This is a genomic window from Ulvibacterium sp., from assembly GCF_965248315.1.
Taxonomy (GTDB): Bacteria; Bacteroidota; Bacteroidia; order Flavobacteriales; family Flavobacteriaceae; genus Ulvibacterium.
The window spans coordinates 1766003-1791566 of record NZ_CBDFIX010000002.1 but is presented as its reverse complement, the minus strand read 5'-3'; the positions used below and the strand labels follow the sequence as shown (position 1 = coordinate 1791566).

General features: G+C 40.1%; 25 protein-coding genes. 6 read left to right on the top strand and 19 right to left on the bottom strand.

Features of this window, described 5'->3' with window-relative positions:
• Positions 1 to 82: 82 nt before the first annotated feature.
• Positions 83 to 811 carry a LytR/AlgR family response regulator transcription factor gene (locus tag ACP2AF_RS09205; protein ID WP_425235878.1) on the bottom strand — a complete coding sequence of 243 codons (729 nt, stop codon included), beginning with the start codon at positions 809 to 811 and terminating at the stop codon, positions 83 to 85.
• A complete protein-coding gene (locus tag ACP2AF_RS09200) occupies positions 811 to 3021 on the bottom strand; it encodes a histidine kinase (protein WP_425235877.1) in 2211 nt (736 codons plus the stop codon). The genes ACP2AF_RS09205 and ACP2AF_RS09200 overlap by 1 nt, the downstream gene beginning before the upstream one ends.
• A 207-nt stretch (positions 3022 to 3228) precedes the next feature.
• On the opposite strand from ACP2AF_RS09200, the gene ACP2AF_RS09195 reads away from it, so the two are divergent.
• Positions 3229 to 4401 (top strand): vWA domain-containing protein, encoded by a 1173-nt coding sequence (locus tag ACP2AF_RS09195; RefSeq protein WP_425235876.1) that lies wholly within the window; start codon positions 3229 to 3231, stop codon positions 4399 to 4401.
• Positions 4402 to 4472: 71 nt separating this feature from the next.
• Here ACP2AF_RS09195 and ACP2AF_RS09190 read toward each other — a convergent pair whose 3' ends face one another.
• The gene (locus ACP2AF_RS09190) at positions 4473 to 5465 is read right to left on the bottom strand and encodes a PorP/SprF family type IX secretion system membrane protein (RefSeq protein ID WP_282159511.1); all 993 of its coding nucleotides are present in this window, start codon (positions 5463 to 5465) and stop codon (positions 4473 to 4475) included.
• 121 nt (positions 5466 to 5586) lie between these two features.
• Between ACP2AF_RS09190 and ACP2AF_RS09185 the strand changes: the two genes are divergently transcribed.
• From ACP2AF_RS09185 to ACP2AF_RS09165, 5 genes are all read left to right on the top strand, one after another.
• Positions 5587 to 6489: a NifU family protein gene (locus tag ACP2AF_RS09185; RefSeq protein ID WP_425235875.1), complete on the top strand. Its 903-nt coding sequence runs from the start codon at positions 5587 to 5589 to the stop codon at positions 6487 to 6489.
• A gap of 70 nt (positions 6490 to 6559) precedes the next feature.
• Positions 6560 to 6760: a dodecin family protein gene (locus tag ACP2AF_RS09180; protein WP_120712358.1), complete on the top strand. Its 201-nt coding sequence runs from the start codon at positions 6560 to 6562 to the stop codon at positions 6758 to 6760.
• A gap of 146 nt (positions 6761 to 6906) precedes the next feature.
• Positions 6907 to 8943, top strand: a complete 2037-nt coding sequence (locus tag ACP2AF_RS09175) for a thioredoxin domain-containing protein (protein WP_425235874.1) — start codon at positions 6907 to 6909, stop codon at positions 8941 to 8943.
• 85 nt (positions 8944 to 9028) lie between these two features.
• Positions 9029 to 9862: a mechanosensitive ion channel family protein gene (locus tag ACP2AF_RS09170; protein ID WP_425235873.1), complete on the top strand. Its 834-nt coding sequence runs from the start codon at positions 9029 to 9031 to the stop codon at positions 9860 to 9862.
• A gap of 27 nt (positions 9863 to 9889) precedes the next feature.
• On the top strand, positions 9890 to 10627 hold the full coding sequence (locus tag ACP2AF_RS09165) for a hypothetical protein (RefSeq protein WP_425235872.1): 738 nt from the start codon (positions 9890 to 9892) through the stop codon (positions 10625 to 10627).
• Between the two features lie 29 nt (positions 10628 to 10656).
• On the opposite strand, the gene tsaB is transcribed toward ACP2AF_RS09165, so the two are convergent.
• The 16 genes from tsaB to ACP2AF_RS09085 all read right to left on the bottom strand — a co-directional run bounded on the left by tsaB (position 10657) and on the right by ACP2AF_RS09085 (position 25503).
• Positions 10657 to 11328, bottom strand: coding sequence for a tRNA (adenosine(37)-N6)-threonylcarbamoyltransferase complex dimerization subunit type 1 TsaB (tsaB, locus tag ACP2AF_RS09160; RefSeq protein WP_425235871.1), 672 nt, complete (start codon positions 11326 to 11328; stop codon positions 10657 to 10659).
• 88 nt (positions 11329 to 11416) lie between these two features.
• The gene (locus tag ACP2AF_RS09155; RefSeq protein ID WP_425235870.1) at positions 11417 to 12787 is read right to left on the bottom strand and encodes a TolC family protein; all 1371 of its coding nucleotides are present in this window, start codon (positions 12785 to 12787) and stop codon (positions 11417 to 11419) included.
• 27 nt (positions 12788 to 12814) lie between these two features.
• Positions 12815 to 13957 carry an efflux RND transporter periplasmic adaptor subunit gene (locus tag ACP2AF_RS09150; protein WP_425235869.1) on the bottom strand — a complete coding sequence of 381 codons (1143 nt, stop codon included), beginning with the start codon at positions 13955 to 13957 and terminating at the stop codon, positions 12815 to 12817.
• Positions 13958 to 14027: 70 nt separating this feature from the next.
• Complete coding sequence (locus ACP2AF_RS09145; protein WP_425235868.1) at positions 14028 to 15290, bottom strand: ABC transporter permease; 1263 nt, start codon at positions 15288 to 15290, stop codon at positions 14028 to 14030.
• Between the two features lies 1 nt (position 15291).
• A complete protein-coding gene (locus ACP2AF_RS09140; RefSeq protein ID WP_425235867.1) occupies positions 15292 to 16521 on the bottom strand; it encodes an ABC transporter permease in 1230 nt (409 codons plus the stop codon).
• Positions 16514 to 17215, bottom strand: coding sequence for an ABC transporter ATP-binding protein (locus tag ACP2AF_RS09135; RefSeq protein WP_120712351.1), 702 nt, complete (start codon positions 17213 to 17215; stop codon positions 16514 to 16516). The genes ACP2AF_RS09140 and ACP2AF_RS09135 overlap by 8 nt, the downstream gene beginning before the upstream one ends.
• A gap of 104 nt (positions 17216 to 17319) precedes the next feature.
• Complete coding sequence (locus ACP2AF_RS09130; RefSeq protein WP_425235866.1) at positions 17320 to 18432, bottom strand: efflux RND transporter periplasmic adaptor subunit; 1113 nt, start codon at positions 18430 to 18432, stop codon at positions 17320 to 17322.
• Positions 18433 to 18478: 46 nt separating this feature from the next.
• Positions 18479 to 19738 (bottom strand): ABC transporter permease, encoded by a 1260-nt coding sequence (locus ACP2AF_RS09125; protein WP_425235865.1) that lies wholly within the window; start codon positions 19736 to 19738, stop codon positions 18479 to 18481.
• Positions 19739 to 19803: 65 nt separating this feature from the next.
• Complete coding sequence (locus tag ACP2AF_RS09120; RefSeq protein ID WP_425235864.1) at positions 19804 to 21048, bottom strand: ABC transporter permease; 1245 nt, start codon at positions 21046 to 21048, stop codon at positions 19804 to 19806.
• 110 nt (positions 21049 to 21158) lie between these two features.
• Positions 21159 to 21449: a hypothetical protein gene (locus ACP2AF_RS09115; RefSeq protein WP_425238052.1), complete on the bottom strand. Its 291-nt coding sequence runs from the start codon at positions 21447 to 21449 to the stop codon at positions 21159 to 21161.
• A gap of 10 nt (positions 21450 to 21459) precedes the next feature.
• Entirely contained in the window at positions 21460 to 21993 is a 534-nt protein-coding gene (locus ACP2AF_RS09110) for a DUF420 domain-containing protein (protein WP_425235863.1), read from the bottom strand.
• Positions 21994 to 22704, bottom strand: a complete 711-nt coding sequence (locus ACP2AF_RS09105) for an SCO family protein (RefSeq protein ID WP_425235862.1) — start codon at positions 22702 to 22704, stop codon at positions 21994 to 21996.
• A complete protein-coding gene (locus ACP2AF_RS09100) occupies positions 22704 to 23336 on the bottom strand; it encodes a hypothetical protein (RefSeq protein WP_425235861.1) in 633 nt (210 codons plus the stop codon). Before ACP2AF_RS09100 ends, ACP2AF_RS09105 begins: the two co-directional genes overlap by 1 nt.
• 71 nt (positions 23337 to 23407) lie before the next feature.
• Positions 23408 to 23791 carry a cytochrome C oxidase subunit IV family protein gene (locus tag ACP2AF_RS09095; RefSeq protein WP_425235860.1) on the bottom strand — a complete coding sequence of 128 codons (384 nt, stop codon included), beginning with the start codon at positions 23789 to 23791 and terminating at the stop codon, positions 23408 to 23410.
• Positions 23792 to 23851: 60 nt separating this feature from the next.
• Positions 23852 to 24826: a cytochrome c oxidase subunit 3 gene (locus tag ACP2AF_RS09090; RefSeq protein WP_425235859.1), complete on the bottom strand. Its 975-nt coding sequence runs from the start codon at positions 24824 to 24826 to the stop codon at positions 23852 to 23854.
• 95 nt (positions 24827 to 24921) lie between these two features.
• The gene (locus tag ACP2AF_RS09085; protein WP_425235858.1) at positions 24922 to 25503 is read right to left on the bottom strand and encodes a cytochrome c oxidase subunit 3; all 582 of its coding nucleotides are present in this window, start codon (positions 25501 to 25503) and stop codon (positions 24922 to 24924) included.
• Positions 25504 to 25564 lie beyond the last annotated feature (61 nt).

Below are 25564 nucleotides of genomic sequence, written 5' to 3'. Positions count from 1 at the left end.
TTGGTGTTTGGTGTTTGGTGTTTGGTGTTTGGTGTTTGGTAAAAAAGAAAAAAATAGTGTATTTCATAAACCTTCATTCTTTTCAAAAATAGGATAACAATTCCTTTTTTTTAGAGGCTGATACCAAAAGTTCCTTCCCATTTGAGATTACTACGCTACCTCCCTTACCCTTCCTATATTTTACCACCTCATTAACATTGACCAAAAAGGACTTATGGATACGGGCGAAGGAAAAATCCGAAAGAGCCTCTTCAAAATATTTTAAGGTTTTGCTCACCAGTATCTTCTTGTTTTCCAAATAGATTTCGGTGTAATTGTCGTCCGCTTTGCAATATAGAATATCCGATACGTTCAACACTTGAAAACCATCCTGTTGGGGCAAAGTAATTTTTCCTTTCACCGCCTTAAGTTTCGGTTGCAGTACCCGATCTTCCAAATAGGCCTCACGTTGTTTAATTTCCTTCACATAATCCACGGCTTTGACCAATTCATCAATGTTAATGGGTTTCATCAAATAGTATGCAGCATGTTGGTTCAGCGCATCCTTGGCATAGTGGTCATAGGCAGTGACAAAAACCGTTTCGAACGTGCGCTCCGGAATCTGATCCAAAAAATCGAATGCATTACCAAAAGGCATTTCCACATCCAAAAAAACCAAATCCAATGAATGTTCTTTTATCAAGTCCAATCCTTCCTTTATGGAAGCAGCCTCTCCCTTTAAATTAACTTCCTTCGTGTACTTGTTTATATAGTTTCTAAGGATTTCCCGGCTACTGGCCTCATCCTCAACAATAATTGCATTAATCTCCATTACTTCTTTTTTAGGGTAAAGGTTACTTGAGTACCTGTACCGTCCGGATTCAAGTCCGAAATATGAATCGCTATCCTATTCTTGTACATATCATTTAATATGGCAATCCGTTTCGCGATATTTCCCGTACCCTTGGATTTTTGTTTTTTTTGGTTTTTGGTCTTCAACTCGGCTGATTTCTTCCTTCCAATCCCGTTATCCACTATTTTTATCTCCAAAGTCTCCTTATCCTGTTGTTTTAAACATATTTTTAAGTACCCCATTTCCTTTTTGTAACGTAAGCCATGCCAAATTGCATTTTCTATGTAGGGTTGAAGTAGCATAGGTGGAATTTGATAGGATTCGATATCCAAATCTTCGCTTACAACTATCTCATAGTCAAACTTGTCCGGGAAACGGGAATGTTCCAATTTTACGTACAGTTCCAACAGTTCCAGTTCCTTTGAAAGCGGGATGAAGTCCTCCTCGGAATTCTCCAACACGGAACGCATTAAGGTAGAGAACTCACTTAAATACCTGTTGGCACTTCGCTCATCACTCTTTGCTATATAGTTATTCACGGAATTTAGCGCATTAAAAATAAAGTGGGGATTCATCTGTGAGCGCAACGATTTTAACGCAAGCAAATTATTGGCCAGTTTCTGCTGTTGATTACTTCTATAAAAGAAAAAGGCGGCCAAAGCGGTAAGGATCATCCCAAAAATCAAGGAATAGATAATCCATTTTTGTCGTTTATTGCTTTCCTGGATCAGTTGTTGTTCCGTAAGGGCCAAATCATATTTGCTTTGGGAAAGTTCACGTTCTTGCTCCAGTCCGGTAATCCTGCTTTGTTTGGCCGCAACCTCGCGATTAAACCTTGCGGCACTGGAAATTTCTTGTTCCTTACGTGCGTATAGGGTATCTACCAAGGCCACATACTCTTGATAACTTTCCAGAGCCCTGGAATAATCGCCCTTGTACTTATAGATTTCTGACAATTTTCGTGTGGCGTCCTTCTGCACCACCAGATCATCCTCAGAATCGGCCTCAACGATACTGCGCTCCAAATAGGGAAGGGCCTCGTCATACTTGTCCTGGGCAATGTAGGCATTGGCAATCTTGTAATTGATACGCTGGGAAGTAATGGTATCTGGCACTCTAGTTAAAACTGAGTTGCCATTATCTACAACAGGGCCCGAAATTTCCTTAAGCTCGCTCAGCGTTTTTTTTCGCAGCTTTATTTCCTCATCATATCTGTTTTTTTTATTGTAAAAATCGGCGACTTTTTCCTTCTCCTGAATAGCCCTTTGAGGTGCTTGTTGTTTGGCAAGTTCCAAGGAATTGCCATAAAAGCCTTCCGCCTCAATGGTCCGGTTTTCATTTGCATAGGCATCCGCAATTTTGGAAGTGAGGTCGGTCATCTTTGGGGTAATCTGATTTTTTTTGGCGACTTGTAACCCCGTTTCATAATAGGCAATAGCCTTATCCAACTGCTTCTGGCCTTGGAAGGCATCCCCTAAAAATTCGTAAAGCTCCGTCTTGCGGTATGGCTCCAGTTGCTTTATTTTTAGCAAAGGTAAAAGCGTGGTACTCGCTGCGTCGAATTCCTTATTCCTCAAATAGGCCTCACCCAATAAAAGAGAAGCTTTTACGGTCTTATTGGCCTCATTGGCATCCTTAAGATTGTCTATGGCCAAATCATATTGTCTGTGATATAGGTATACCTCTCCTAACTTGGTCAGCGAACGGGCCAATTCCTTTTTATTTCCCCGCTTACCCAATCTAGAAATAGATTGTGCAATGAAGTCTATACTCTTTTCGATATCGGTTTTTTTGTATAAATCGGCCGAATCCAAAAGGGTTTGATGTGCGGGTATTGCTCTATTTGAAAGGCTACTTTTTCTGGCCTTCCTGTTGTTTCCAACATATCCTTCGACCAAAACATCCACATCCTCATTACTGGTGATGGTATGCCTTACCGTTTCAAATTCGGAACTTGTGAAAATTAGCTGATCCCCTATTTGAACACGTATTGTAAACTCTCCCAAAGCATTGGTCAGCACAAACTCCCCTGTATTTGTAGAAACCTCAACACTGGATATGGGCACTCCCGTTTCCCTGCCCTTTACCGAACCTTTAATTTCCATCTGGGCAGAGCTCCCACTTACCTGAGGAAGTACAGTGGAAAAAAGTATCAGGAACAATAACGTTATGTACAGATTGCTTCGCATGGATCTATTATACTCCGTAAACTTAGGGGATCTAAACGGTACTGAAAAACAGGAAAATCCCAAAAACAAGACTTAAAAGAGTTTGTTTTAGCCCTTTGATCGATCAAATAACCACTTCACGCATCCAAAAAACCTTTTTGCTCATTCCTCATTTTTTAAGAAAAAGTTTGAATCTAGTTTTAGGCCATAATCCAAAAATAAATCGAAATGAAATTTGCACAACAACTCTTAGGAATAGGACTATCACTTTTTGCCGTAACCTTATATGGATGCGAACCCAAACAAAATAGTTCAAATAAGCAGACCATTATAGCCCATGCCATTCTAGATAAGGAAAAGCCATCAAACCATACCGTAAAAATCGCGTTGCTATTGGATACGAGTAATAGTATGGACGGACTTATTAATCAGGCCAAGGCCCAATTATGGGATATTGTAAACAAGTTTACACATGCAAAATGCGGAAATCAGGGTGCACCAAATCTTCAAATTGCCTTATACCAATATGGGAACGATAATCTTTCGTCCAGGGAAGGTTATATTCAGCAAGTATTGGGTTTTAGCGATGATCTTGATGAAATTTCAGAAAAATTATTTTCCCTTACCACTAACGGAGGTGAGGAGTATTGCGGAAAGGTAATCCAAACGGCATTAGGGCAATTGGATTGGGGTAAAAATCCGGATAATCTTAAAATGATGTTCATTGCGGGAAACGAGCCTTTTACCCAAGGAAAATTAAACTATGAAGATGCCGCAATCAATGCGAAGGAAAAAGATGTAATCGTAAATACTATTTTTTGTGGAGACTACCAACAAGGAATCCATACCCAATGGAAGCACGGAGCAACCCTAACAGGCGGTGAGTATACGGCCATTGACCATAATAGAAAGGTGGTACATATAGATACCCCCTATGACGATGTAATCATTAAATTGAATTCCAAATTAAACAAAACGTATATCTCCTATGGGGCCCTTGGAAAGAAAAAAATACAGATTCAACTGGATCAAGATGATAATGCCATGGAAATGGAAGAAGCGGTGGCCATAAAGCGTGCCGTAAGCAAAAGTTCCCGATTGTATAAAAATTCCAAATGGGACTTGGTGGATGCCTATGTTGAAGGGACCGTAGCGGTAGGCAATATCGGTACAGATGAATTGCCCTCTGAATTAAAAAACAAAACACCAAAGGAAATTGAATCCTATATCCTGAAAAAAAAGGAAGAGCGAAAAAAAATCCAAAAAGAAATTCAGGAGCTAAATGCCAAACGAGAAATCTACATTGCAAAAAACCAAAAGGAAAATTCCAAAGATGATTTGGAAGGGGCCATGTTGCAGGCTATTGAAAAGCAAGCGGCCCTAAAGAATTATAAATGGTAAAAAATTAGGACTTTAAAACACGCCTTATTCATTGGTTCACAAGGGGTAAGGCCTTTGTTTTTTTTGGAAGCTTACTGGGCTGCCGGACAATAACAATCGTAACGCCTTTCGGATTGTCCGAAATCATACCCAACCGTTATCTGGTGAAATCCGCCATTATCAAAACGGATGTCACCCATTTGATAGGAATAGTTGTAAGATACCATAAAGTTGTTGATATTGGCGCCAATAATCGGTGTGATCAGTTGTAGTCTTTGCTCACCAAAACTGCCATCGGTCTGGAACTGGGCCCCATCAAAACTTCTTCTGTAGGATAGACCGCCCCATATACGTCCAAAACTTACATCCTTGTATACCTTGGCATTGATATCGATGGTCCTTTCCTCGGTAAATTCAGTCAACTGAAATAGTACGGAAGGTTCATATTGCCATTCGTTCCGTCCAAAGACATATCCGGCTGAAATTAGATATCGTCTTAGGTTATCGAACTCAATGGCCGTATACAAATCACGCCCAGAACCCAATACATTAAGTACGGAAAAATGGGCATAAAATTCCATAAGACTGTAGGACATGCCCAAATCCATATTAAAATAGCTTACACTATTTCTTGTTCCTGTAATAATCGGATCAGGGATTACCGAACGGAATTCCGTCTCGTCCAAACTACTTTGAATTAGACCTCCACTAAGTCCAAAGGACAACTGATTGAGATATCGGATATCGCCTCCTAACTTTAAATGGTGGGCGTAGGTCAACTTTAAACCCGTCTGGGAATGATATCCATTGGCATCATTAAAGAAGATGGCCCCCACTCCACTATTACTGTCACCCAATCTAAAATGGGCATTCAAGGTCTGGAGATTTGGGGCTTCATCCACACTAAACCATTGCTGTCTTATAGTGCCCCTTATCTTTCCACCTTCCCCAATGCCTGCCATAGAAGGGTATACAAGGTAGTAGTTATCCGACAAGTAATCAAAATATACGGGAATCCCTTCCTGGGCAAATGACTTAAGGCCAAAAGCAAGAAAGAAGTACAAAAGCAGTAAGCGAAGTTTCATCAAATTTGGGGGGGATATGAATTAATATCGACTAAATATAACATATAACGAACGAAACGCTACATTATTATATATGCAAATACCGAGAAAATGGTTGTATTTTTGAAAAAAATTAGTAGCAATGAAAGAGTATAACCTTACCGTAGTGCCCACTCAAAATCCGACTATCCTAAAATTTGAGACGAATCAAAACCTTACCCAAGGGAATAACTACGAATTTAAAAACATTGACGAAGCCAAAAAATCACCACTGGCGCAGCAGCTGTTTTACCTTCCTTTTATCAAAACTGTCTATGTTTCTGGAAACTTTATAGCCTTGGAGCGGTTTGATATTGTGGAATGGGAGGATGTAAAGGACGAGGTGGCCCAGCAATTGGTGGAATATCTAAATGCAGGTGAGCCTGTTGTCCTGGAAGAAGCAGTTGGAAAAAAAGTTGCCGTAACGGTCTATGCCGAGGTTACTCCCAACCCTTCTACAATGAAATTCGTGGCGAGCAGAAGAATTGTCCCCGAACCTTTTGAATTTAAAAATATTGATGAAGCAACGGAGTCCGAACTTGCTAAACAACTATTTCATTTCCCTTTTGTAAAACAAGTGTTTCTGGACGAGAATTATGTTTCCGTTAGCAAATACGAAATGGCGGAATGGGACGAAATCACCATGGAACTGCGAGAGTTTATACGAGATTTCATTGCGGATGGAAAAGAAGCGGTATCGGTAAATGCGCGTGCTATAAAATTGGAGAACACCCCAAAAGAACAGGAAATACAGGAAAATTTGGATAATACTTCCCTGCAAATCATAGATATTTTGGAGGAATATGTGAAACCGGCCGTAGCCAGTGATGGGGGAAATATTCTTTTTAAGTCCTATGAGGAAGAAAGCAAGACCGTGAACGTCATCCTGCAGGGGGCATGTAGCGGTTGTCCATCTTCTACCTATACCTTAAAAAACGGGATTGAAACTATGCTTAAAAATATGATGGGGGATAAGGTCAACGAGGTGGTTGCCCTAAATGGTTGATTTTTGAAAATCTATATTTGATTCCAACTAATATTCCCTAACTTTAATAGAATTTAAAAACACAATCATTATGGCAGTTTTAAAAGTTATTGAAGTATTGGCAAACTCCGATGAAAGTTGGGAAGATGCCACAAAAAAAGCAGTGGCGGAAGCCTCTAAATCCGTAAAGAACATCCGTTCGGTATATGTTAACGAGCAGAGTGCAACCGTGGACGATGGAAAACTAAAGGAGTACAGGGTAAATGTAAAAATCACCTTTGAGGTAAAGTAAATATCTTTTACCATATATGTAACTACGCTCGCCAATAGGTGGGCGTTTTTTATGCCTTGTTTGCACTACCTTTGATTATGTCTTTCTTTAGATATTTGCTATTGTTATTTTTTACCCTAAATGGGCTTGCCCAAAAAACCCAAAAAATGACCCATTCGTATACCAATGCCCTAATTCATGAGACAAGCCCCTATTTATTACAACATGCCCATAATCCGGTCAACTGGCAGGCATGGAATGCGGAAAGTCTTGAAACGGCCCAGAAAGAAAATAAATTGTTGCTCATAAGCATCGGGTACGCCGCCTGTCATTGGTGCCACGTTATGGAACATGAGTGTTTTGAGGATGAAGAAGTAGCCAAAGTCATGAACCAAAACTTTATAAATATTAAGGTAGATAGGGAAGAACGTCCGGATATTGATCAAATTTATATGGATGCCATCCAAATTATGACCGGTAGTGGCGGTTGGCCCCTCAATATTGTCGCACTACCGGATGGTAGACCTTTTTGGGGCGCAACTTATGTAAAAAAAGACAATTGGATCAAAGTATTGGAACAATTGACCGATCTGTACCAAAAAAACCCTTCGAAGGTTTTGGACTATGCTAAAAACCTAGCTGAGGGCCTGCGAGCGATAAATTTGATCGAGAATCAACCGAATCTGGATATCATCAATTCCAAGGATTTAGGGGAGGGCATAAAACAGTGGTCACAGTTTTTTGACAAAAAAATGGGCGGTTATAGGCATGCACCTAAATTTATGATGCCTGTTAACCTTAATTTCCTGTTGCATTACGGTACGGTAGAGAACGATCAAGAAATCCTGGATTATGTAAACACCTCCCTTACCAAGATGGCATGGGGCGGAATTTTTGATCATGTGGGTGGGGGATTTTCCAGATATTCAGTAGATGTCAAATGGCATGTGCCCCATTTTGAAAAAATGCTCTATGACAATGGACAGTTAATAAGCCTCTATGCAAAGGCTTACGCCTCCACGCAAAATGAGCTTTACAAAAGTGTTGTCGAAAGGACTATCCAATTCGTAAAAAAGGAATTGATGGCAGAAAATTTCGGGTTCTATTCTTCCTTGGATGCCGATAGTATCAACGAAAGTGGTAGTTTGGAAGAGGGAGCCTACTATATTTGGCAAGAGGATGAGTTAAAGTCAATCTTGGGAAAAGACTTCCCAGTGTTTAAGGATTATTTCAATATTAAAAGTTATGGGCATTGGGAGCACGGGAACTACGTATTGATACGAGATGAGACCGATGCAGAAATTGCGAAAAAACATGACATCGATCCAAACCATTTAAAAACAGCAATGGCAGATTGCCTTCAGCTTTTGGAAAATATGCGTCGTAAAAGAAATAGACCCAGATTGGACGATAAAATCCTTACCTCTTGGAACGGCCTTATGTTAAGAGGTTTGGTGGACGCCTACAGATATCTTGGGGCAAAAGAATACCTGGACTTGGCCTTAAAAAATGCCAAGTTTATTGAATTGGAATTGACCAAGGAAGATGGCGGACTTCATCACAATCATAAAAATGGCATTAGTACTATTAATGGTTATTTAGAGGATTATGCTTCCATTATTGATGCATTTATTAGCCTTTATGAAACAACCTTTGACGAGAGATGGTTGACAAGGGCCCAAGAATTGATGAACTATTGCCTTGAAAACTTCAAGGACGACGTAAGTGGTCTGTTCTTTTTCACTTCCCGGAAAGAACCTAGACTTGTTCGTAGAACCTTGGAAACTTCAGATAATGTTATCCCGGCATCCAATTCCATAATGGCCAAGAATCTCTTTAGATTGTCTAAAATCCTTTTTAAGACCAACTACGAAGATATTGCCCAACAAATGCTTAAAAACATTCAGGAAAACTTCGAAAAAAACGCACAAAGCCATGCCAATTGGATGCAACTGGCGCTCTATTTTAACAAACCGTTTTACGAGGTGGCCGTTGTGGGAGCGCAATATCAGGAAAAGGCGAGAGAATTGTACGCCTCTTATTTACCCAATATAGTTTTGGCCGCAGCAAAAAGGGATAGTAAATTGATGTTATTACAAAATAGATTTAAACCAAAAGAAACCTTATATTATGTTTGCGAGCATGGTTCATGCAAACTACCTGTATTGCAATCAAAAGAAGTTTTGACCCAAATACGATTTTAGAATTAATATTAACAATAGTTTAATCCCTTCTTTTTGATTGGAAATTTGCATTTTTTTATGTTTCAAAAACCAAAAAGCTATAAAAATGGAAAAATTTACAGATTGGCAAAAGCACATTGATGAAGCAATAAACTGGGCCTGGGATATATTACCAAACATTCTCATGGCGATTATAATTTTAATTCTGGGATTATGGATTATAAAGTTTATCAACCGTATGGTCCGTAAATTTTTCCAGAAAAAGGATTATGACCAAGCTTTGGAAACCTTCTTACAAAGCTTCATAAGCATTGCGCTGAAACTGCTCTTATTTGTATTGGTCATTACGCAATTAGGTGTTAAATCATCATCCTTGGTCGCTATGGTCGGTGCAGCAGGTCTTGCCATTGGCCTCGCCCTGCAAGGTTCATTATCCAATTTTGCAGGAGGAGTTCTAATTCTTTTGTTCAAACCTTTTAGGGTGGGAGATTTTATTTCGGCCCAGGGTGTGGACGGTACCGTTAAGGAAATATCCATATTCACCACAAAACTCAATACCTTTGGCAACCAAGTGGCCATTATCCCGAACGGGCAATTGAGCAATAACAACATTATTAACTACAATGCGGAAAGCACGCGAAGGGACAAAATAGATATTGGTATAGGATATGGGTCCAACATAAAAAAGGCCAAAGATATCCTGTTGCAAATATGTTCGGAAAATGAAAACATCTTAAAAGACCCTATTCCTGAGGTTTATGTTGGTGAATTGGGGGATAGTTCGGTCAATCTCACGTTACGTTTTTGGGCGGACAATGACGTCTTTTGGGCGGCTCATTTTTATGTGATGGAAGAAATAAAACTTCGTTTTGATGAAGCGGGCATAGAAATTCCTTTCCCTCAACGGGATATTCATATGAAAACAGAAACCATTTCGTAAATTCTACTTCAACTAACACAATGTTAAATGAAATTAGAATGGGTTTCCGCGATTATCCTTTTGATACCTCTATATACGAAAGCAACAGCAGTACATCAAAAGTTTTATGTAGCATTCCTACTTTTCTTCCATTTCTCGACTGTATGCGCACAACTTCCGGAAAAGGAAGTAAAAATGACTATATGGAGAAACGGTACTTTGGATGAATGGCCCGTTGAAGGAACTGTGTATATGGACAAGCAGTTCAGAAAAGGTTATGTCCTTGTAAATGGGTACAAAAATGAGGAATTGGCACTCAGGTATGATGCGTACTCTGATGAAATTGAATATCTGGATGACGGTAAACGGATGCTTTTTTACAAAAGCGATCATACAGAAGTTAGAATTGATTCCGTTGTGTATCGGTTAGTAGACTATTTTGACAGAGGAAATGTAAAATCCGGATTTTTCACTCCATTGAATCAAGGCGAAACCGTTTTATATCTCCGAAATACAAAAACCATTTTTTATAAGGCCCCTGAAAATGGATATGAGTCTTTTGTACCTCCCAAGTTTATGCTCAAAACCTCATACTATTTAAAACGAAAGGACAGACCTGCAATGTCTTTAAACGATTTAAGTAAAAAGGAAATATTTGCAGCACTTTGGGAGCACTATTCCGATCTTCGCAAATACGCACGCGAAAATAAATTGCGAATGCGTACCGAAGAAGAGGTAATTCAAGTTTTAAATTATTATGATTCCCTTCTGTCAAAAACAAAGTAAGAAAGAAGCCTTTGAATGACAGTAGAGTCCTAATTTTTTCCCTGAGTAATAAAATCCTTCAAATAATAGGGTTCAAAATAGGCCACATCTTCAAACACCGATTTTTGATATTTTAGATAGGAGAGTTTACTCATTTCTTTAGCAGATGGGATTACATCATCCATAAAATCAAAATGGGTATGCTTAAGTACTTCGCCACACTTTTTTGCGCCGGGACCCAATAATAGGGTTTTACCGGTTTTCGCATATTCAGAAAACGAACTTTCCGTAATAATTTCGGCCTTTGTTTCCCTAATTTGATTAAAATTTGCGTTAAACACCGCTGAGTAAACCTCCATCCGCCGAGCATCCAAGACTGGAATAATAAAATCACAAGACTCCGTTCTTGCCTGATGGGCCATACTTTCCAATGTTGCAATGGAAATCAAGGGAATATCCAAGGCAAAACACAGACCTTTGGCCGCGGACACTCCAATTCTTAATCCTGTATATGAACCAGGACCCTTGCTAACGGCTATAGCATCCAAATCAGAAAATGAAAGAGAAGCTTTATCCAACACATTCTTTATGAAAACATGTAATTGCTCGGAATGTGAATAGTTTGGTGTATTATCTTCCTTAAGTACAATAATATTGTCATTTTCCACAACACTTACGGAGCAATTGGTCGTTGCCGTTTCTAAATTTAGGATTATTGCCATTACGGGAGCAAAGATAGGTCGATTTCCAAAAAGACCCGTCAGGTTTTAGAAACCGGACGGGTCTGCTATTCTATTTGGAATAATAGATCTAATCCAAGGCAATGGGAATTCCAAAATAGAACTCCAGCACTTTTAGTCTAAAAATGTAATCGTATTTGGTACGGATAACCTCGGCTTCGGCATTATCCAGCCTGGCCTGCGCCTGGCTGAAATCGAAAGCATTCATCAACCCCACATCATAACGCTCCTTGGCATACACATAAGCCAAGCGCCTAGCATCCAAGGTTTTTTGAGCCGCTTCATAGGTCTTGAAAAAATTCGTGACGTCTACATAGGCCTGATTGATATCGGTTTCCAGGTTCAATTTGTCCTGTTCCAGTTGCAATTTGTTACGCTCTAAATTTATTTTGGATCGCCTTACACTGTTTCGGGTGGCCCAACCATTAAATACTGGGATATTCATTTGAAAACCATAGGAAATTCCATCATTTAGCCACAGCTGATCTATAAAATCCGCTCGAAACGCAATGGGAGGATTGTTGACAGGATCAACGGGATCCGGGATAGTCTGAAACTGATTGGTATAAAAAGTGTTGTAGTTGAAAAAAGCATCTATAGTAGGATAATTGGCTCCCTTGGCAATCTGTAGATCTTTCTCTGCCAATTCTACATTGGTCTCGGAGAATTTGATATCGTTTCGAAAAGTCAAGGCCTTGTCAAAAATAACCTTTGCCGAATTGTTCAAGATATCCGAAGGTGGAATATTGAACTCCTCATCGGCTACATCAAAATTCTCATAATCCGTAATTTGGAGCAATTGAGCCAGGGCAATACGAGACAAAAGCACTTGGTTCTCCCCATTTACGATCTGTTGCTCCTGAGAGGCAGCCGTAGCCTCAATTTCCAGTAAATCGCCCCGGGGAAGTACCCCGGATTCCACCAATTCCTTAGTCCGCTTAACATCTTGTTCCGTGACCGCGTACTGGGCCCTAAAGACCTTTAAGGACTCCTTATTGGAAATAACCTGTAAATAGGAATTTGCTACGTTTAGACGGATATCGTCCTTTAAGTCATCCAAGCGGTATTGGTTGGCAAGGGTGTTCAATTTAGCCCGGTTTAACTGATGGATGTTCCTTAGCCCATCAAAAATCCGCATGCCGCTATTAATACCTGCCGAAGTTGAAAAAATTTGCCCGGGCTCTATAATGTTGGTGTTCGGATTGGTAACTAAACCAGATCTTTCACTTACACTGGCACTACTACTAAGAGTTGGTAAAAAGGCCCCCAATGCATCCGATTTGTCGATTACGGCATTTTCCAAATCCAGTTCAAACTGTTCAATAGTCAGGTTATTTTCCAAGGCATAGGTGACGCACTCCTCCAAGGTCCATTTTTTTTGTTGAGCGGTCGTAATTCCAATTGAAAATAGAATGAGTACTGCAATTGCAAATGGTTTCATGTATTCTAATTTTGATTGATGTTATTCTTATTCCGTATCCTCTTCATTATCATCTTCTTCCTCTTCCCCTTTCTTTATGGGTTCGGTCTTGTTCCATTCCTTCACCCTATCCTCCATGGACAGTCCGGAGACTATCTCTACATTTACCCCATCGGAAATACCTATTTCTATATCCTTACGTTCAAATTTCTGCTCTCCCGTTTCTATTTCCACATAGGGTTCATCGGTCTCTTTATCAAATTGTAGTAGGGCTTCTGGAATAACCATAACGCTATCCTTTTTCTCCAACACCAAAGAGGCATTGGCGCTATAGCCTGCGCGGATCATAAAATCGTCTGGAACCTGAACGTCTCCTTCAATTTTAAACTGTACCGCTCCGGTCTCTTCTATTCCCTTGGGCGCAATAAATCGTAATTCTGCATCCAATTCTTTGTCTTCAATAGCTCCCAGACTAATTTTTAAGGGCATCCCGAGTTCCAGTTTGGCAACTTCCCCCTCATCTACCTTTCCCTCAAAAATCATCTTGCCCAAATCCGCAATAGTGGCGATCGTAGTCCCGTCGTTGAAATTATTACTCTGGATAACTTGCACGCCTTCTTCAACGGGGATTTCCAAAATTGTTCCGGTAACCGTAGCCCTTATATCCGTGTTGGCACTTGAAGAGCCTCCCGCCGAACCTATTCGAATAATTCGATAGTCGGCCTTGGCATTGTCCAGTTCCTGGACGGCTTGATCATACTGTAGCTGTAAATTATTGAAGTCTTGATTTGATATGACTCCCCTTTCATACAACTTTTTGTTTCTGTCGTACTCAATCGTGGTGTTTTTAAGGGCAATTTCTGCATTTCGAACTCTACCTTGAGCTTGATTCAAGGACTGCTCATTGGGCACAACCTTAATGACGGCAATTAGATCTCCCGCCTTGACATCCGCTCCTTCTTTCAAGAATATCTTATCTATAATACCGGTAATCTGAGGTTTAATCTCAACTTCGTCTTCTGGTACCACTTTACCCGTAGCTACCGTCTTCTTCTCAATGTTTGAGATAAAAGGTGTTTTTGTTTCATATTCAATGGCGGATTTACTATTGGATTTTATAAAAAATGCGGCGGCCCAAAGCGCACCTAGCACCAAAACACCGATAATAATATATTTTACAATTTTGTTCATTTTATATGTGTTTAATATCTGTTGGTTGTATTGTTTCCATTTTTGTTACGATATATTTCCATCCACTTTTCTATTCCTCCCGCAACGCATCTATAGGTTTTATGCTTACGGCCCTCTGTGCAGGTATTAAGCCGATCAATGTTCCCAATATGACCATTATGGCCAAAGCGCTCAATACATAAGGGATGGGAACCGTAGGGTTTGTATAGGGGAAATCTATGTCCTGGGTAAAACTATTGATCAATTTTAGGGTAGCTGCTCCCAAGATAATTCCCATAATACCGGCAATCATAGTCAAGAAAACGGATTCCAAAATAATCTGGGACCTTACTTCCCTAGGGGTAGCGCCCAAGGCCCTACGAACACCAAGTTCCTTGGTACGTTCCTTCACGGAGATCAATAGAATGTTGCCTATACCGATGACGCCCGCTAGAATTGTGGCAATTCCGACAATAAGGGATAAAAAGGTTATCCCTTTGGAAAACCCAATGATTCTGTTAAAGGCCTCCCCCAAATTGAACGAGCCAAATGCCCTCTCATCATCTGGGTGCACCCTGTGGATATTCCTTAAAAGGGCCTTTATATTATCCTCCACCTTTACCACATCCACATCATCATGGGCCGCTATGGAAAACCACCCTACATTATCCCCTGTGTTGTACAATTTTCTATAGGTAGTAAAGGGAATAAAAATATCGCCATCCCCACCAAATCCACCACTTGGGTCAAATTTGTGGACACCGACGACCTGAAAATAAACGTCATCTATTTTCATATATCCACCTATGGGATCCTCATCCTTTTCGAATAACTCCTGCTGGGTCCGCTCACCGATTACGGCGACTTTTCTTGCCTGATCAATATCCTCATCATTTATAAAGCGGCCACCATCATATATTTTCTTTGGAGCTATTTTTGTAAATACCGGGAAATCCCCAAATACCGGATAACTCCCTGATTTATTTTTCCGGCCGATACTTGCCGGTTCCGATCCAAAAAACCCTTTAACATTCCTTGGGGCAATGTACTGTAGTTCAGGAATCCTGTTTTCCATCATAGCTGCGTCTTCCAGCTTCAACTGCAATTGTCTGCCCGTTTTAAACCCTTCATGAGGAATACTCGTACTCTGTGCCCATACAAACATGCTATTTCTTGCAATACTTTCGAACATACTTTCAAAGCCGTTATCCATTCCCTTTGCGGCCCCGGAAAGGGCTATATAGATAAAAATGCCCCATAATACCCCTATTATTGTGATAATGGTCCGTACCTTGTTCTTACCTATAGAACCAAAAATCTCTTGCCAAGTATTTCTATCGAATAATAATCGCATATCAATCGTCCCTTAATGCTACAATGGGTTTGATTTTTGCTGCTCGCTGCGCCGGTACATAACCGGCAATTGCCCCAAAAATTATCAAAACTATGGTCGCAATGGTGGCCATAGTCAAATCTATATAAGGATTTGTAATAAAAAAGTCCTTTAACTTTTCACCCAATGAACTTAAAACCGCAATCCCGATCAACATACCTATGAAGCCAGAAATAGTGGTAATAAATACCGACTCCAACAAAATGGTACCAATAACGGCTTTGGGGGTAGCCCCTAGGGCCTTTCGTATCCCTAATTCCTTGGTCCGTTCCTTTACCACAAAGACCATGATATTACTTATTCCAATAATTCCAGCTATAATGGTACCAAAAGCAACGAATCCAACAATAATCTGAAGTACACGTGCAAATTGTTGGTTCTGCTTTAACTGATCCGCTACGTTGCGTATAAAAATTCCGTTCTGATCTTTAGGGTTTATATACTTCTTTTCCCGTATAAAACTATTTAGGCTTCGCTCAAATGCCATGGCTCCTGCGTAACCTATTTCCGGTTTAAATCCCACTATGATTTGATCTATCTCATCCGTATTTTTTTCGATAAGTTGACGTGTTGTATAAGGCATATAAATAATGCGTTCTTCGTTATCTCCACCATCATCCTGAAAAACACCAACTACCTTGAACGCACTACCCCCAATATCAATGTATTCTCCAATCGAGGTTTTGGCCCCGAACAAATCGCCTTCCACAAGACGGCCAATAACCGCATATTTGGTTTTATCTTCAATATCATTTTTGTTCAAGAACCTCCCTTTCATCATAATTGTCTTTTCGGCATATTGATGGGAAGGGGCTACGGCCTGAGTCGTATAGCTATTGGATTCTTCTTTGTATTTCACAGTATCCTGTCTCGAAATTCTAGGGGTAGTATATTCCAAGAATAATGGAAAATTCTTTTCTATGTCCGAAAGGTCGCTATTATCAAATTCAATTTGCCTATTGGATTTATATCCTTTGTATGGCATGGTAGTCCTTCCGCGAAAAACATAAAACACGTTGGTGGCGTCATCTGCAAAAAAGTCATTGAAGGTATTAATGAGTCCATTGCCGAAACCAAAAAGGATAACAAAGATGAGAATTCCCAAAGCAACAGTAAAACCGGACAAGAAAGTCCTTAACTTGTTCTTTTGGATCGTCTCAAAAATCTCTTTCCAATTATCCCTACTAAACATATTCGGAAGCTCTTACCTGCTTTACTTTTTCGTCTTTTACAATAATACCATCCTTTAAATGTACAATCCGCTTGCACATGTGTGCGATATCTTCTTCATGCGTCACTACAAGAATAGTGTTTCCTTGGTCATTTATTTTCTGGATAAGGTCCATGACTTCATAGGATGTTTTGCTATCCAAGGCTCCTGTAGGTTCATCGGCTAAAAGTACTTTGGGTTCTGCCGCCATGGCCCGCGCAATGGCAACGCGTTGCTTTTGACCTCCTGAAAGCTCATTGGGCAAATGAGTGGCCCATTCTGTCAATCCCACTTGGCCTAAGTACTTCAATGCCTTCTCTTGCCTTTCCTTTCTGCCCATCTTCTGATAATATAAGGGCAAGGCTACATTTTCCATGGCATTCTTATAATTGATCAAGTTGAAGGATTGAAATACGAAACCTAAAAACTTATTTCGGTATTTGGCCGCTTTGGTTTCGTTCAAGTCTTTTATAGGCACCCCGTCCAAAGTATATTCTCCGGAATTTGCCTCATCCAACATGCCTAAAATATTGAGAAGTGTTGATTTTCCCGATCCAGAAGAACCCATGATCGCTACAAGTTCCCCTTCCTCTACAGAGAAATTGATACCCTTTAACACATGTAGGGAATTGCTCCCCATTTTATAAGATTTATGAAGATCCTTGATTTCAATCATGGTGGTTATGTTAGTGATTTCTTAAGTGGGAAGTGCCTCACCGATAATGAGACAGATCAGTCGTTAAAATGTTACAAGATGGGTTCAAAATATTATGTTAAAAACTAGTTTACCGCCTCGTCGGGCTCCACTTTGTTCCAGACCTTGATCTTGTCGTTTTCGGCAATACCGGACTTTACCTCAACAAAAATTCCGTCGCTTATTCCCAACTCAATATCCTTGCGTTCAAATTGTTGTTCTCCTTGTTCTATTTCTACAAAGGGTTTTTTGGTCTCATCATCAAATTGCACCAAAGCTTCCTTTATGGCCAACACACTATCCGCCCGGCCCAGAATTATAGATGCATTGGCACTCAGCCCTGCTCTAATAAACACCGAGTCCTGTTTATTCAACGTGCCCTTGATCTCAAACTGGATGGCTCCATTCTCCTCATTCCCTTTTGGTGCAATGTAGTCCAACACAGCATCAAAAACGGTATTTTCAATAGCTCCGACGGTTATTTCCAAAGGAAGGTCCTCTTTGATCTTCCCGACTTCCGACTCATCCACCTTTCCTTCAAAAATCATTTTTTCCACATCCGCTATGGCCGCTATAGTAGTCCCTTCATTAAAATTATTACTTTCTATGACCTGGTTCCCAACTTCTACCGGGACCTCCAATACCATACCACTTACCGTAGACCGAATTTGGGTGTTCGCCACGTTGCCATAGCCCCTTGAGGTACCTGTCTTAATGATGTCATAATCCTTATTGGCGGCAGCGTAGGACTGTTTGGCCTGGTCATGGGCAACCTCCGCGCGCTCCAAGTCCACTTTGGAAATCACCCCTTTATCAAAAAGACTTTTTTGGCGTGTAAGATTTCGAATTTGGTCATCCAAAGCAATTTTGGCCGCGTCAATAGCATTTCTTGCATTGTTCAAGGCATTCAAGTTAGGAACAACTTTGATACGTGCCAGGAGATCGCCTGACTTCACATAATCCCCGCCTTCTACAAAAATCTCTTCGATAACCCCGGAAATATTAGGTTTTATCAATACCTCTTCCAACGGAAGAATACTTCCCGTGGCCACGGCCTTTTTAATAATATTTTGTTTGGAAGGCTCCGCAGTTTCATAGACGATGGGGTCTTCAGCGTTTTTTTGATACAAGTAATACATAGCCCCCCCAAAGGTTATGGCTATGAGTAATAGGATAATTATGGTAACCGACTTTTTCATTTCCTGTCTCGTTTTGGTTTTAGGATTTGATTGATGTTTCTATTTTTTATTCTGTTCTGAGTGCATCTATAGGTCTTACCTTAATGGCACTTTGCGCTGGGATGAAGCCCGCCAACAAACCGGATATGATCAGTATGACCAAAGCACCGACCACTACACTTAAGCTTACACTAGGGTTCAGGAACATGTCCACAGGACCATTGGCATCCAATAGTGCATTAACCGCATAAATAAACAGTGCTCCAAAGCTAATTCCTGCCATTCCGGAAATAAGGGTAAGAAAAATAGACTCCATTAATATTTGTTTTTTGATGGACCACGGATCTTCACCCAAAGCCCTGCGTATCCCAATTTCCTTGGTTCGTTCCTTGACCACGATCAACATAATATTGCTTACCCCGATAATACCGGACAACAATACCAAAATTCCAACAAAATAAGCGATGAATCCCATGGCACCAAAAAGGCTTTCTACCCTATTGTACTGCTCATATAGATCAAAATAGCCAATAGCCCTATCATCATCTGGATGTACTTTACGCTTCTCCTTTACTATATTTATTATTCTTTCCTTTAAGTCGGAAATGGAGTGGCCGTCATGAGCGGTTATGGCCATCCATCCCACATCATTACCTCGATTAAAAGCCTGCGAAAAAGTGGTGAAGGGAACAAATATTTCCTTTTGGGCTTCTTCCCCATCACCATCATTGCTATTTTTCTTATAGGTACCTACTACCATAAAATTTACACCTTGAATCTTAATATAGGTCCCCAGCACCTCTTCATCCTTTTCGTACAGGTCATTCTTTACCCCGTTTCCAATTATGGCTATTTTCCGTTTTTCGCGGATATCGTTCTGATTGAGAAACCTGCCCGAAGTTACGGTCATGGGGTCTTGGTTTATAATTTCCGGATAATCTCCATATACATTGTACGCCCCTGTTTTCAATCCTCGTATCACATTACTTCCCCCTCTAAAACCGCTCAATCGATTCCTTGGCGAAATGAACCTAAGATGGGGAATATTCTCCTTAAGTGTCTGAACGTCCTCAATCTTAAATTCAAAACTTCTTCCTTTTGGAAGCCCTTGATAGGACTTAGTGGTACTACGGGTCCACATGAACATAGTATTTGTGGCGATATCCCCAAAATCTGCCTTAATACCGTTCTCAAGACCTTTGCCTGCCGCCAAAAGGATAATTAGAATCAAGATACCCCAGAATACGCCAAAAGCGGTCAGTACGGTCCTAAACCAATTACTGGTGAGTACCTCTAAAATTTCTTTCCAACGATCCCTGTTAAACATGATTCACTTTGTGAAAAATTCCAAAACTCAAATTAAAAAACCCAAGTCCGTCCTTTATTGGTGGCTTACTCATCTTTTAAAGCTTCTACCACCTGCACCTTTGCCGCACGCCATGCAGGGAAAAAGCCTGCAAAAGTCCCTGCAAAAATCAGTACAAAAACAGTGGCCAATGCCACATTGAAATTTACGGATGGGTTCATGATATAATCCACCTCTATGTGGGGGCCTACCAGTTCCAAAAGCCCCATACTAAAAATTAGGCCGGCAAAACCGGAAATGGCAGTAACAAAAATGGATTCATGAAGAATCATACCTACTATGGACCAAGGCTTTGCTCCCAAAGCCTTCCGTATCCCAATTTCCCTGGTCCGCTCCTTTACTACAATAAGCATTATATTACTTACGCCTACCACCCCGGCTATAATGGTACAAACCCCCACAAACCAAAAGAAGAATTTAATGTTTCCCGTTAGCCCATAATAACGCTTTGCCTCCTCCATGGCACTCCAAACATGAATGGCACTTGTATCGTCCGGAGCAACCGTATGGGCTTGTTGCAAATACGCCTTCAAATCGTTTTTGAACTTTATCGCCCTTGCGGCCGCCTCATCAAAGTTTTCCATAGGAGGCACGGTATATGCCAAATTGCTTACTCTATCCGATCCATTAAAAACCCTTTGGGCTGTTGTAATTGGAATATAGATAACCTCCTCTTCCCGTTCCTCCTGTTCTCCAAAAAAACCAATAATCTTAAAGGGAATGCCCGAAATATCTATGTACTCTCCCAACGGATTATCTACATTCTTAAATACATCCTTTTTGATCTTGTTGCCAAGAACGGCCACTTTTGCAGTACCTATTTCATCACTGTAATTGACAAAACGACCTTCGGACATCTTGGCATTATCAATTTGCTGAAATTGATAGGAGACTCCTTGTACACTATAGACGAGGACTTCATTACCATAATTGACCGAAATGTCCTGGACAAATATTCGGGGCGATTTGTATTCTATATCTTCACGTAAAAGGGACACACTATTCTCAAAATTCTCGTTGCGGAATTGAATTCTCCTGCCGGGGTTTAGTCCTTTATACTCCTTAGCGGTTACCCCTGGCCATACCCAAACACTTGTAGACGCATCCTGTTCAAATTCATGTGCAACTCCATTTTGCATTCCTTGTCCAAACCCCAATAAGATTACCAATATAAATATGCCCGAAGCAACGGAAAGTCCCGTAAGGAAAGTTCGCAATTTGTTTTTGCGAATGGTATCAAATATTTCTTGCCATCTTTCGATATCAAACATTCGGTCGGTTTTTGATTGATGGGTACAATTATACTATGCACTGTAATAAGACTTCTAGAACATTCCAATGTTACAGTACTATTCTTAAAAATATGTTAAATAATTAAGGTCTACCCCCTAATTTTCTTATATACAAAGTAAAACAGTACGCCAACAAGGATATAGGGTATGGCCATAAGGTATACTATACCATTGTTTATACCTTCTGCCGTACTTTTGTTTCCTTCACTTTCCAAAACAGCTCGACACATTGCGCATTGTGCCTCGGCAGAGAGTGAAACCATAAGAAAGCATCCAAGAACCAAAAACAACCCAGTCCGATTTGACACTGTCCTGGAATCATAATTGATCAGTCCCTTTATGGAGTCCCATACATCTAGGAGAAAATGGGGCAAATTCATTTTTTTTCTATTAGTGTACATAATAGGGTGAAATCATGATATAAACAACAACCCCGGTTACCGCTACATAGAGCCATATTGGAAAGGTAATCTTGGCCAATTTTCGATGCGCCTTAAACTTACCAAGATATGCCCTGGCATAAGTTTTCAATACCAATGGAATTATGACAATAGACAATATGATGTGTGTAAATAGAATAAAGTAATACACGTACCTGATGTATCCCTCTCCTCCAAAAGGTGTGGATTCCGAGGTCATATGATATGCGATGTACATCATCAAAAACAATACGGATAGCCCAATACAGATGTTCATGACATTTTGGTGAAGTTTTTGCTTCCCTTGTTTAATGGCCCAAACGGCCAAAATTAACAAGAGGGCCGTTAAACCATTTACAGTTGCATAAATAGGAGGCAAAAAGGTCAGCGGTTCCACATTGGGCAATTTAACACCAAATAGAATAGCGACCACAACAGGAACCAAAATGGATACAACCGTAATCAGCCTATTAAATCTTTTTTCCTTAAGTTCCGTGGTCTCCATTTATTCTTCCTTCAATAATTCTTTAATGTCCTCTTTTAACACACTAATTTGTTCTTCTTCCCCCTCACTATTTTTTCCTTGTTCCTCTGTAACAGTCCCCCTATAATAGATTATCGGGTTGTTTGCGGTATCCCTTCTTGAACGGAAATATCCATTTTTATCAATGAGGGCAAACATTCCCGAATGCTCAAAACCTCCGGGAGCCGCCTCATCTTCATTGGCAATCAAATAAAATCCATTTTGGGCCAAATTGTATATTGAATCCCTATTTCCGGTCAATAAGTGCCAGTCTATATCCGTGATACTATTCTTCTCAGCATATTCTTTTAGCACTTGAGGTACATCATAACGTGGGTTTATGGTAAAAGAAACGATGCCAAAATCATCGAAATCCTTAAAAGTGTTTTGGAGTTCAACCAAATTTTGGGTCATTACCGGGCAGATAGTCGGACAGGTAGTAAAAAAGAATTCTGCCACATATACCTTTCCCAAATAATCCTTATCCGTAATCAAAAGGCTATCCTGATTAATGAAGGAAAATGAGGGCACCTTCCTTTTTTCACCATTGACCTCAATAAAGGCCAATTTGCTCATTCTATCATTATCAACGATTTCACCGCTTCGTACACGATTCACAATTTTGGGGACAAAAATTATCCCAAAAATCAAGATTACGAAGGATACCCAAATATAGGTGTACTTCTTGTGCATTATTTATCCCTATTGGAATTGTTTTTCTTTAAGGCCATGCGATATTCCGCCAAGATTATTTTTACATCGTCTTCCATCTTGTTATTCAGATCGGCCACAGAAGTGGCATCAAAACCATACTTTGTGCCCTCATCCTCGTCATTGGTCCTACCCCTTAAATTGCCGTTCTTGTCAATTATAAAAACATATGGGGTAGATAAACTTTCATCCAAGGACAAATTGGTCCGTAGCCCCTTGAAAAACTTATGTATTTCATTCTCCCCCGCATAAACAAAATTCCATTTTCGAATATCCGACAAGCCACCCAATTCCTTTTTTAATTCCAAGACCTTTTCTTCGGTTCCCTTAGGTACAACCATAAGAAATTGAAAATCTTGAAACTCATAAAATCGTTTGTATATTTTTTGATTAAGATTGAAGGCGTTACCCTTTTTAAGCTCAATATCCTTTCCTAAAAAACCCAAAACAGTAATTTTGCCCTTCAGTGAAATATCTTCATCGGAAGGTGGTAAATCAGCTACGTTTTCCGTTAAGGTGGGGAGTTTTCCAAAGTTGGTGACGCCAGAAGCAAAAAACAGGTATACCACTATAGGTAACACAAACAAAACGATTAGTACAAATGTCTTTTTCATAGCTCCACGGACATATGCAAAAATAAAAAAAGACGGTGTGTAAACCGTCTTTTAAAGCTGTTAATTATACGTTAGAAATTCCATTTTACATAACCGTCCTTGAATACATTATAAATGTAGTCCGCCTCAAAAAGAAGAATGAAAATTAAATAGGCCACTAAAAAAATGGGGGTCCAGACTATAGCCCGTCTCAATGCATTTTTTTCATCACGCAAGTGCATAAAATCCCAAGCGATATAATAGGCCTTTACCAGAGTAAGAATAATGAATATCCAATTCAGAAGCTTCATTCCCAAAAAATAATTCCCTGTCAGTACTACAGGTTTGGTAATTCCCAGGGCAACTTCAATCGCGGTAACAATGGTTAAAAAAACTAAAACCCCCCATATTTTCTGGGTGTTGGATTTGAACTTCAGGAGTCCTCTAAAAATTTCAAGCTTGTGTTCGTGTGCCATGTTTTAATTGATCTTGTTTTTGACATGTTTACTTCGTACGAGAAGCAAAATCCGAGCCTTTTATACCAAATAGAAAAAAGTAAATACAAATACCCAAACCAAATCTACAAAGTGCCAATATAGACCTACTTTCTCTACCATTTCGTAATGCCCACGTCGCTCATAAGTGCCCAATATAACATTGAAGAATATAATGATATTAATTACGACCCCAGAGAAAACGTGGAAACCGTGAAAGCCCGTTATAAAGAAAAAGAAGTCGGCGAACAGCCTGCTACCGTATTCGTTATGAATAAGATTTGCTCCTTCCACTACTTGAACGGCATCCTTAAGTTTGGTCAACGATTGTCCCCGATCCAGAACTACCTTTTCCCCTTCTTCATTAATGGTCTCCGTTCGTATCAATATATTGGAGTTGGCCTTAAATCCTTCTATTACTTCATTAAGATTGTAACTGGGCGTGTAGCCTTCATCGTAGAACCAAACACCATTTTTTCTCTCATGCTCCAGACGACTATCTGGAATAACCTCGGCGAAATCCGCCAATGCCGCTCTCTCCCCAGTATCGGCGTTTACAAATTGCAGGATTCTCCCGCCCTTGGTCTCCAAGGCACCAAAATCACCTTTAATGAACGTAGCCCACTCCCAAGCCTGGGAGCCCACGAATATGGCACCGCCTATTATGGTGAGGAACATATACCATATGACTGCATTTTGCTTCATCCGATGGCCTGCATCCACCGCAAGTACCATAGTAACTGAAGACATAATCAGTATGAAGGTCATAAAAGCTACGTAATACATTGGAAAGTTACCATGGAAGAAGGGAACGTGCGTAAACACCTCATCCGCGATGGGCCAAGTCTCTATAAATTTAAATCTTGAGAATCCATAGGAGGCCAAAAAACCGGAAAAGGTCAAAGCATCGGATACGAGGAAGAACCACATCATTAATTTGCCATAACTGGCATTGAGGGGCCTGTTGCCCCCGCCCCAAACATTTTCTTCCGAAGCAGTAGTAACCGTAGAATCCATAAAGTCTTAAAGTCTGATTAGAATTGGCACAAATTTATAGTTTTCTTCTTTTAAACGAAAGCGGATTTTAACGAAAAGCCGGTATATTTTTTTAATTACCTCACAAAAGTCATGAACAACACCAGATATATCCATAACAAATCTAGAAAATGCCAAAATGTAGCGCCTAGGGAAAGTCCCAAAAACTCATTGGCCGTATACTTTCCTTTAATCTGATTAAACAAAACCACAAGTAAGGATATGATTCCTGCAACAACATGCACAACATGAGCTAAAACAAAAACATAAATGTAAGATGACTTGATATTACTGCTTGGGCCTGTAAAATACTGGCCAAGTGTAATCATTTGGGAAAACCCATTAAATTGTAACACAATAAAAAGAACACCCAAGACCAAGGTAGCGACCAACCAAGAAGTACATTGTTTGGAATTTCCCAGTTTTATGGCTCTTTTTGCAAGGACATAAGTAATGCTACTCAACAGAATTACGAATGCGCTCAAATATAATGAAGAAGGAAGTTCCAAATCCCGTGACCAATCTTCACGGCTACTGCTTACGATATAGGCACTGGTCCATCCTGCAAAAGCCATCAACAGGCTCACAATACCGAACCAAAGCATCATTTTTTTGGCCCTTGCCTTTTTCTCTTTTTGTGTTGACTGGGTTAAATCCATTAAAGTTTTTTGTACTGTTTTATATCCTTATCACCCCGTACAATTCAATTCATTGTTTGGA

What these genes read in the sequence shown, in the direction of transcription:
- ACP2AF_RS09205 (WP_425235878.1), bottom strand. Translation starts at nt 811, where the DNA reads ATGGAGATTAATGCAATTATTGTTGAGGATGAGGCCAGTAGCCGGGAA.
- ACP2AF_RS09200 (WP_425235877.1), bottom strand. Translation starts at nt 3,021, where the DNA reads ATGCGAAGCAATCTGTACATAACGTTATTGTTCCTGATACTTTTTTCC.
- ACP2AF_RS09195 (WP_425235876.1), top strand. Translation starts at nt 3,229, where the DNA reads ATGAAATTTGCACAACAACTCTTAGGAATAGGACTATCACTTTTTGCC.
- ACP2AF_RS09190 (WP_282159511.1), bottom strand. Translation starts at nt 5,465, where the DNA reads ATGAAACTTCGCTTACTGCTTTTGTACTTCTTTCTTGCTTTTGGCCTT.
- ACP2AF_RS09185 (WP_425235875.1), top strand. Translation starts at nt 5,587, where the DNA reads ATGAAAGAGTATAACCTTACCGTAGTGCCCACTCAAAATCCGACTATC.
- ACP2AF_RS09180 (WP_120712358.1), top strand. Translation starts at nt 6,560, where the DNA reads ATGGCAGTTTTAAAAGTTATTGAAGTATTGGCAAACTCCGATGAAAGT.
- ACP2AF_RS09175 (WP_425235874.1), top strand. Translation starts at nt 6,907, where the DNA reads ATGACCCATTCGTATACCAATGCCCTAATTCATGAGACAAGCCCCTAT.
- ACP2AF_RS09170 (WP_425235873.1), top strand. Translation starts at nt 9,029, where the DNA reads ATGGAAAAATTTACAGATTGGCAAAAGCACATTGATGAAGCAATAAAC.
- ACP2AF_RS09165 (WP_425235872.1), top strand. Translation starts at nt 9,890, where the DNA reads ATGAAATTAGAATGGGTTTCCGCGATTATCCTTTTGATACCTCTATAT.
- tsaB (WP_425235871.1), bottom strand. Translation starts at nt 11,328, where the DNA reads ATGGCAATAATCCTAAATTTAGAAACGGCAACGACCAATTGCTCCGTA.
- ACP2AF_RS09155 (WP_425235870.1), bottom strand. Translation starts at nt 12,787, where the DNA reads ATGAAACCATTTGCAATTGCAGTACTCATTCTATTTTCAATTGGAATT.
- ACP2AF_RS09150 (WP_425235869.1), bottom strand. Translation starts at nt 13,957, where the DNA reads ATGAACAAAATTGTAAAATATATTATTATCGGTGTTTTGGTGCTAGGT.
- ACP2AF_RS09145 (WP_425235868.1), bottom strand. Translation starts at nt 15,290, where the DNA reads ATGCGATTATTATTCGATAGAAATACTTGGCAAGAGATTTTTGGTTCT.
- ACP2AF_RS09140 (WP_425235867.1), bottom strand. Translation starts at nt 16,521, where the DNA reads ATGTTTAGTAGGGATAATTGGAAAGAGATTTTTGAGACGATCCAAAAG.
- ACP2AF_RS09135 (WP_120712351.1), bottom strand. Translation starts at nt 17,215, where the DNA reads ATGATTGAAATCAAGGATCTTCATAAATCTTATAAAATGGGGAGCAAT.
- ACP2AF_RS09130 (WP_425235866.1), bottom strand. Translation starts at nt 18,432, where the DNA reads ATGAAAAAGTCGGTTACCATAATTATCCTATTACTCATAGCCATAACC.
- ACP2AF_RS09125 (WP_425235865.1), bottom strand. Translation starts at nt 19,738, where the DNA reads ATGTTTAACAGGGATCGTTGGAAAGAAATTTTAGAGGTACTCACCAGT.
- ACP2AF_RS09120 (WP_425235864.1), bottom strand. Translation starts at nt 21,048, where the DNA reads ATGTTTGATATCGAAAGATGGCAAGAAATATTTGATACCATTCGCAAA.
- ACP2AF_RS09115 (WP_425238052.1), bottom strand. Translation starts at nt 21,449, where the DNA reads ATGAATTTGCCCCATTTTCTCCTAGATGTATGGGACTCCATAAAGGGA.
- ACP2AF_RS09110 (WP_425235863.1), bottom strand. Translation starts at nt 21,993, where the DNA reads ATGGAGACCACGGAACTTAAGGAAAAAAGATTTAATAGGCTGATTACG.
- ACP2AF_RS09105 (WP_425235862.1), bottom strand. Translation starts at nt 22,704, where the DNA reads ATGCACAAGAAGTACACCTATATTTGGGTATCCTTCGTAATCTTGATT.
- ACP2AF_RS09100 (WP_425235861.1), bottom strand. Translation starts at nt 23,336, where the DNA reads ATGAAAAAGACATTTGTACTAATCGTTTTGTTTGTGTTACCTATAGTG.
- ACP2AF_RS09095 (WP_425235860.1), bottom strand. Translation starts at nt 23,791, where the DNA reads ATGGCACACGAACACAAGCTTGAAATTTTTAGAGGACTCCTGAAGTTC.
- ACP2AF_RS09090 (WP_425235859.1), bottom strand. Translation starts at nt 24,826, where the DNA reads ATGGATTCTACGGTTACTACTGCTTCGGAAGAAAATGTTTGGGGCGGG.
- ACP2AF_RS09085 (WP_425235858.1), bottom strand. Translation starts at nt 25,503, where the DNA reads ATGGATTTAACCCAGTCAACACAAAAAGAGAAAAAGGCAAGGGCCAAA.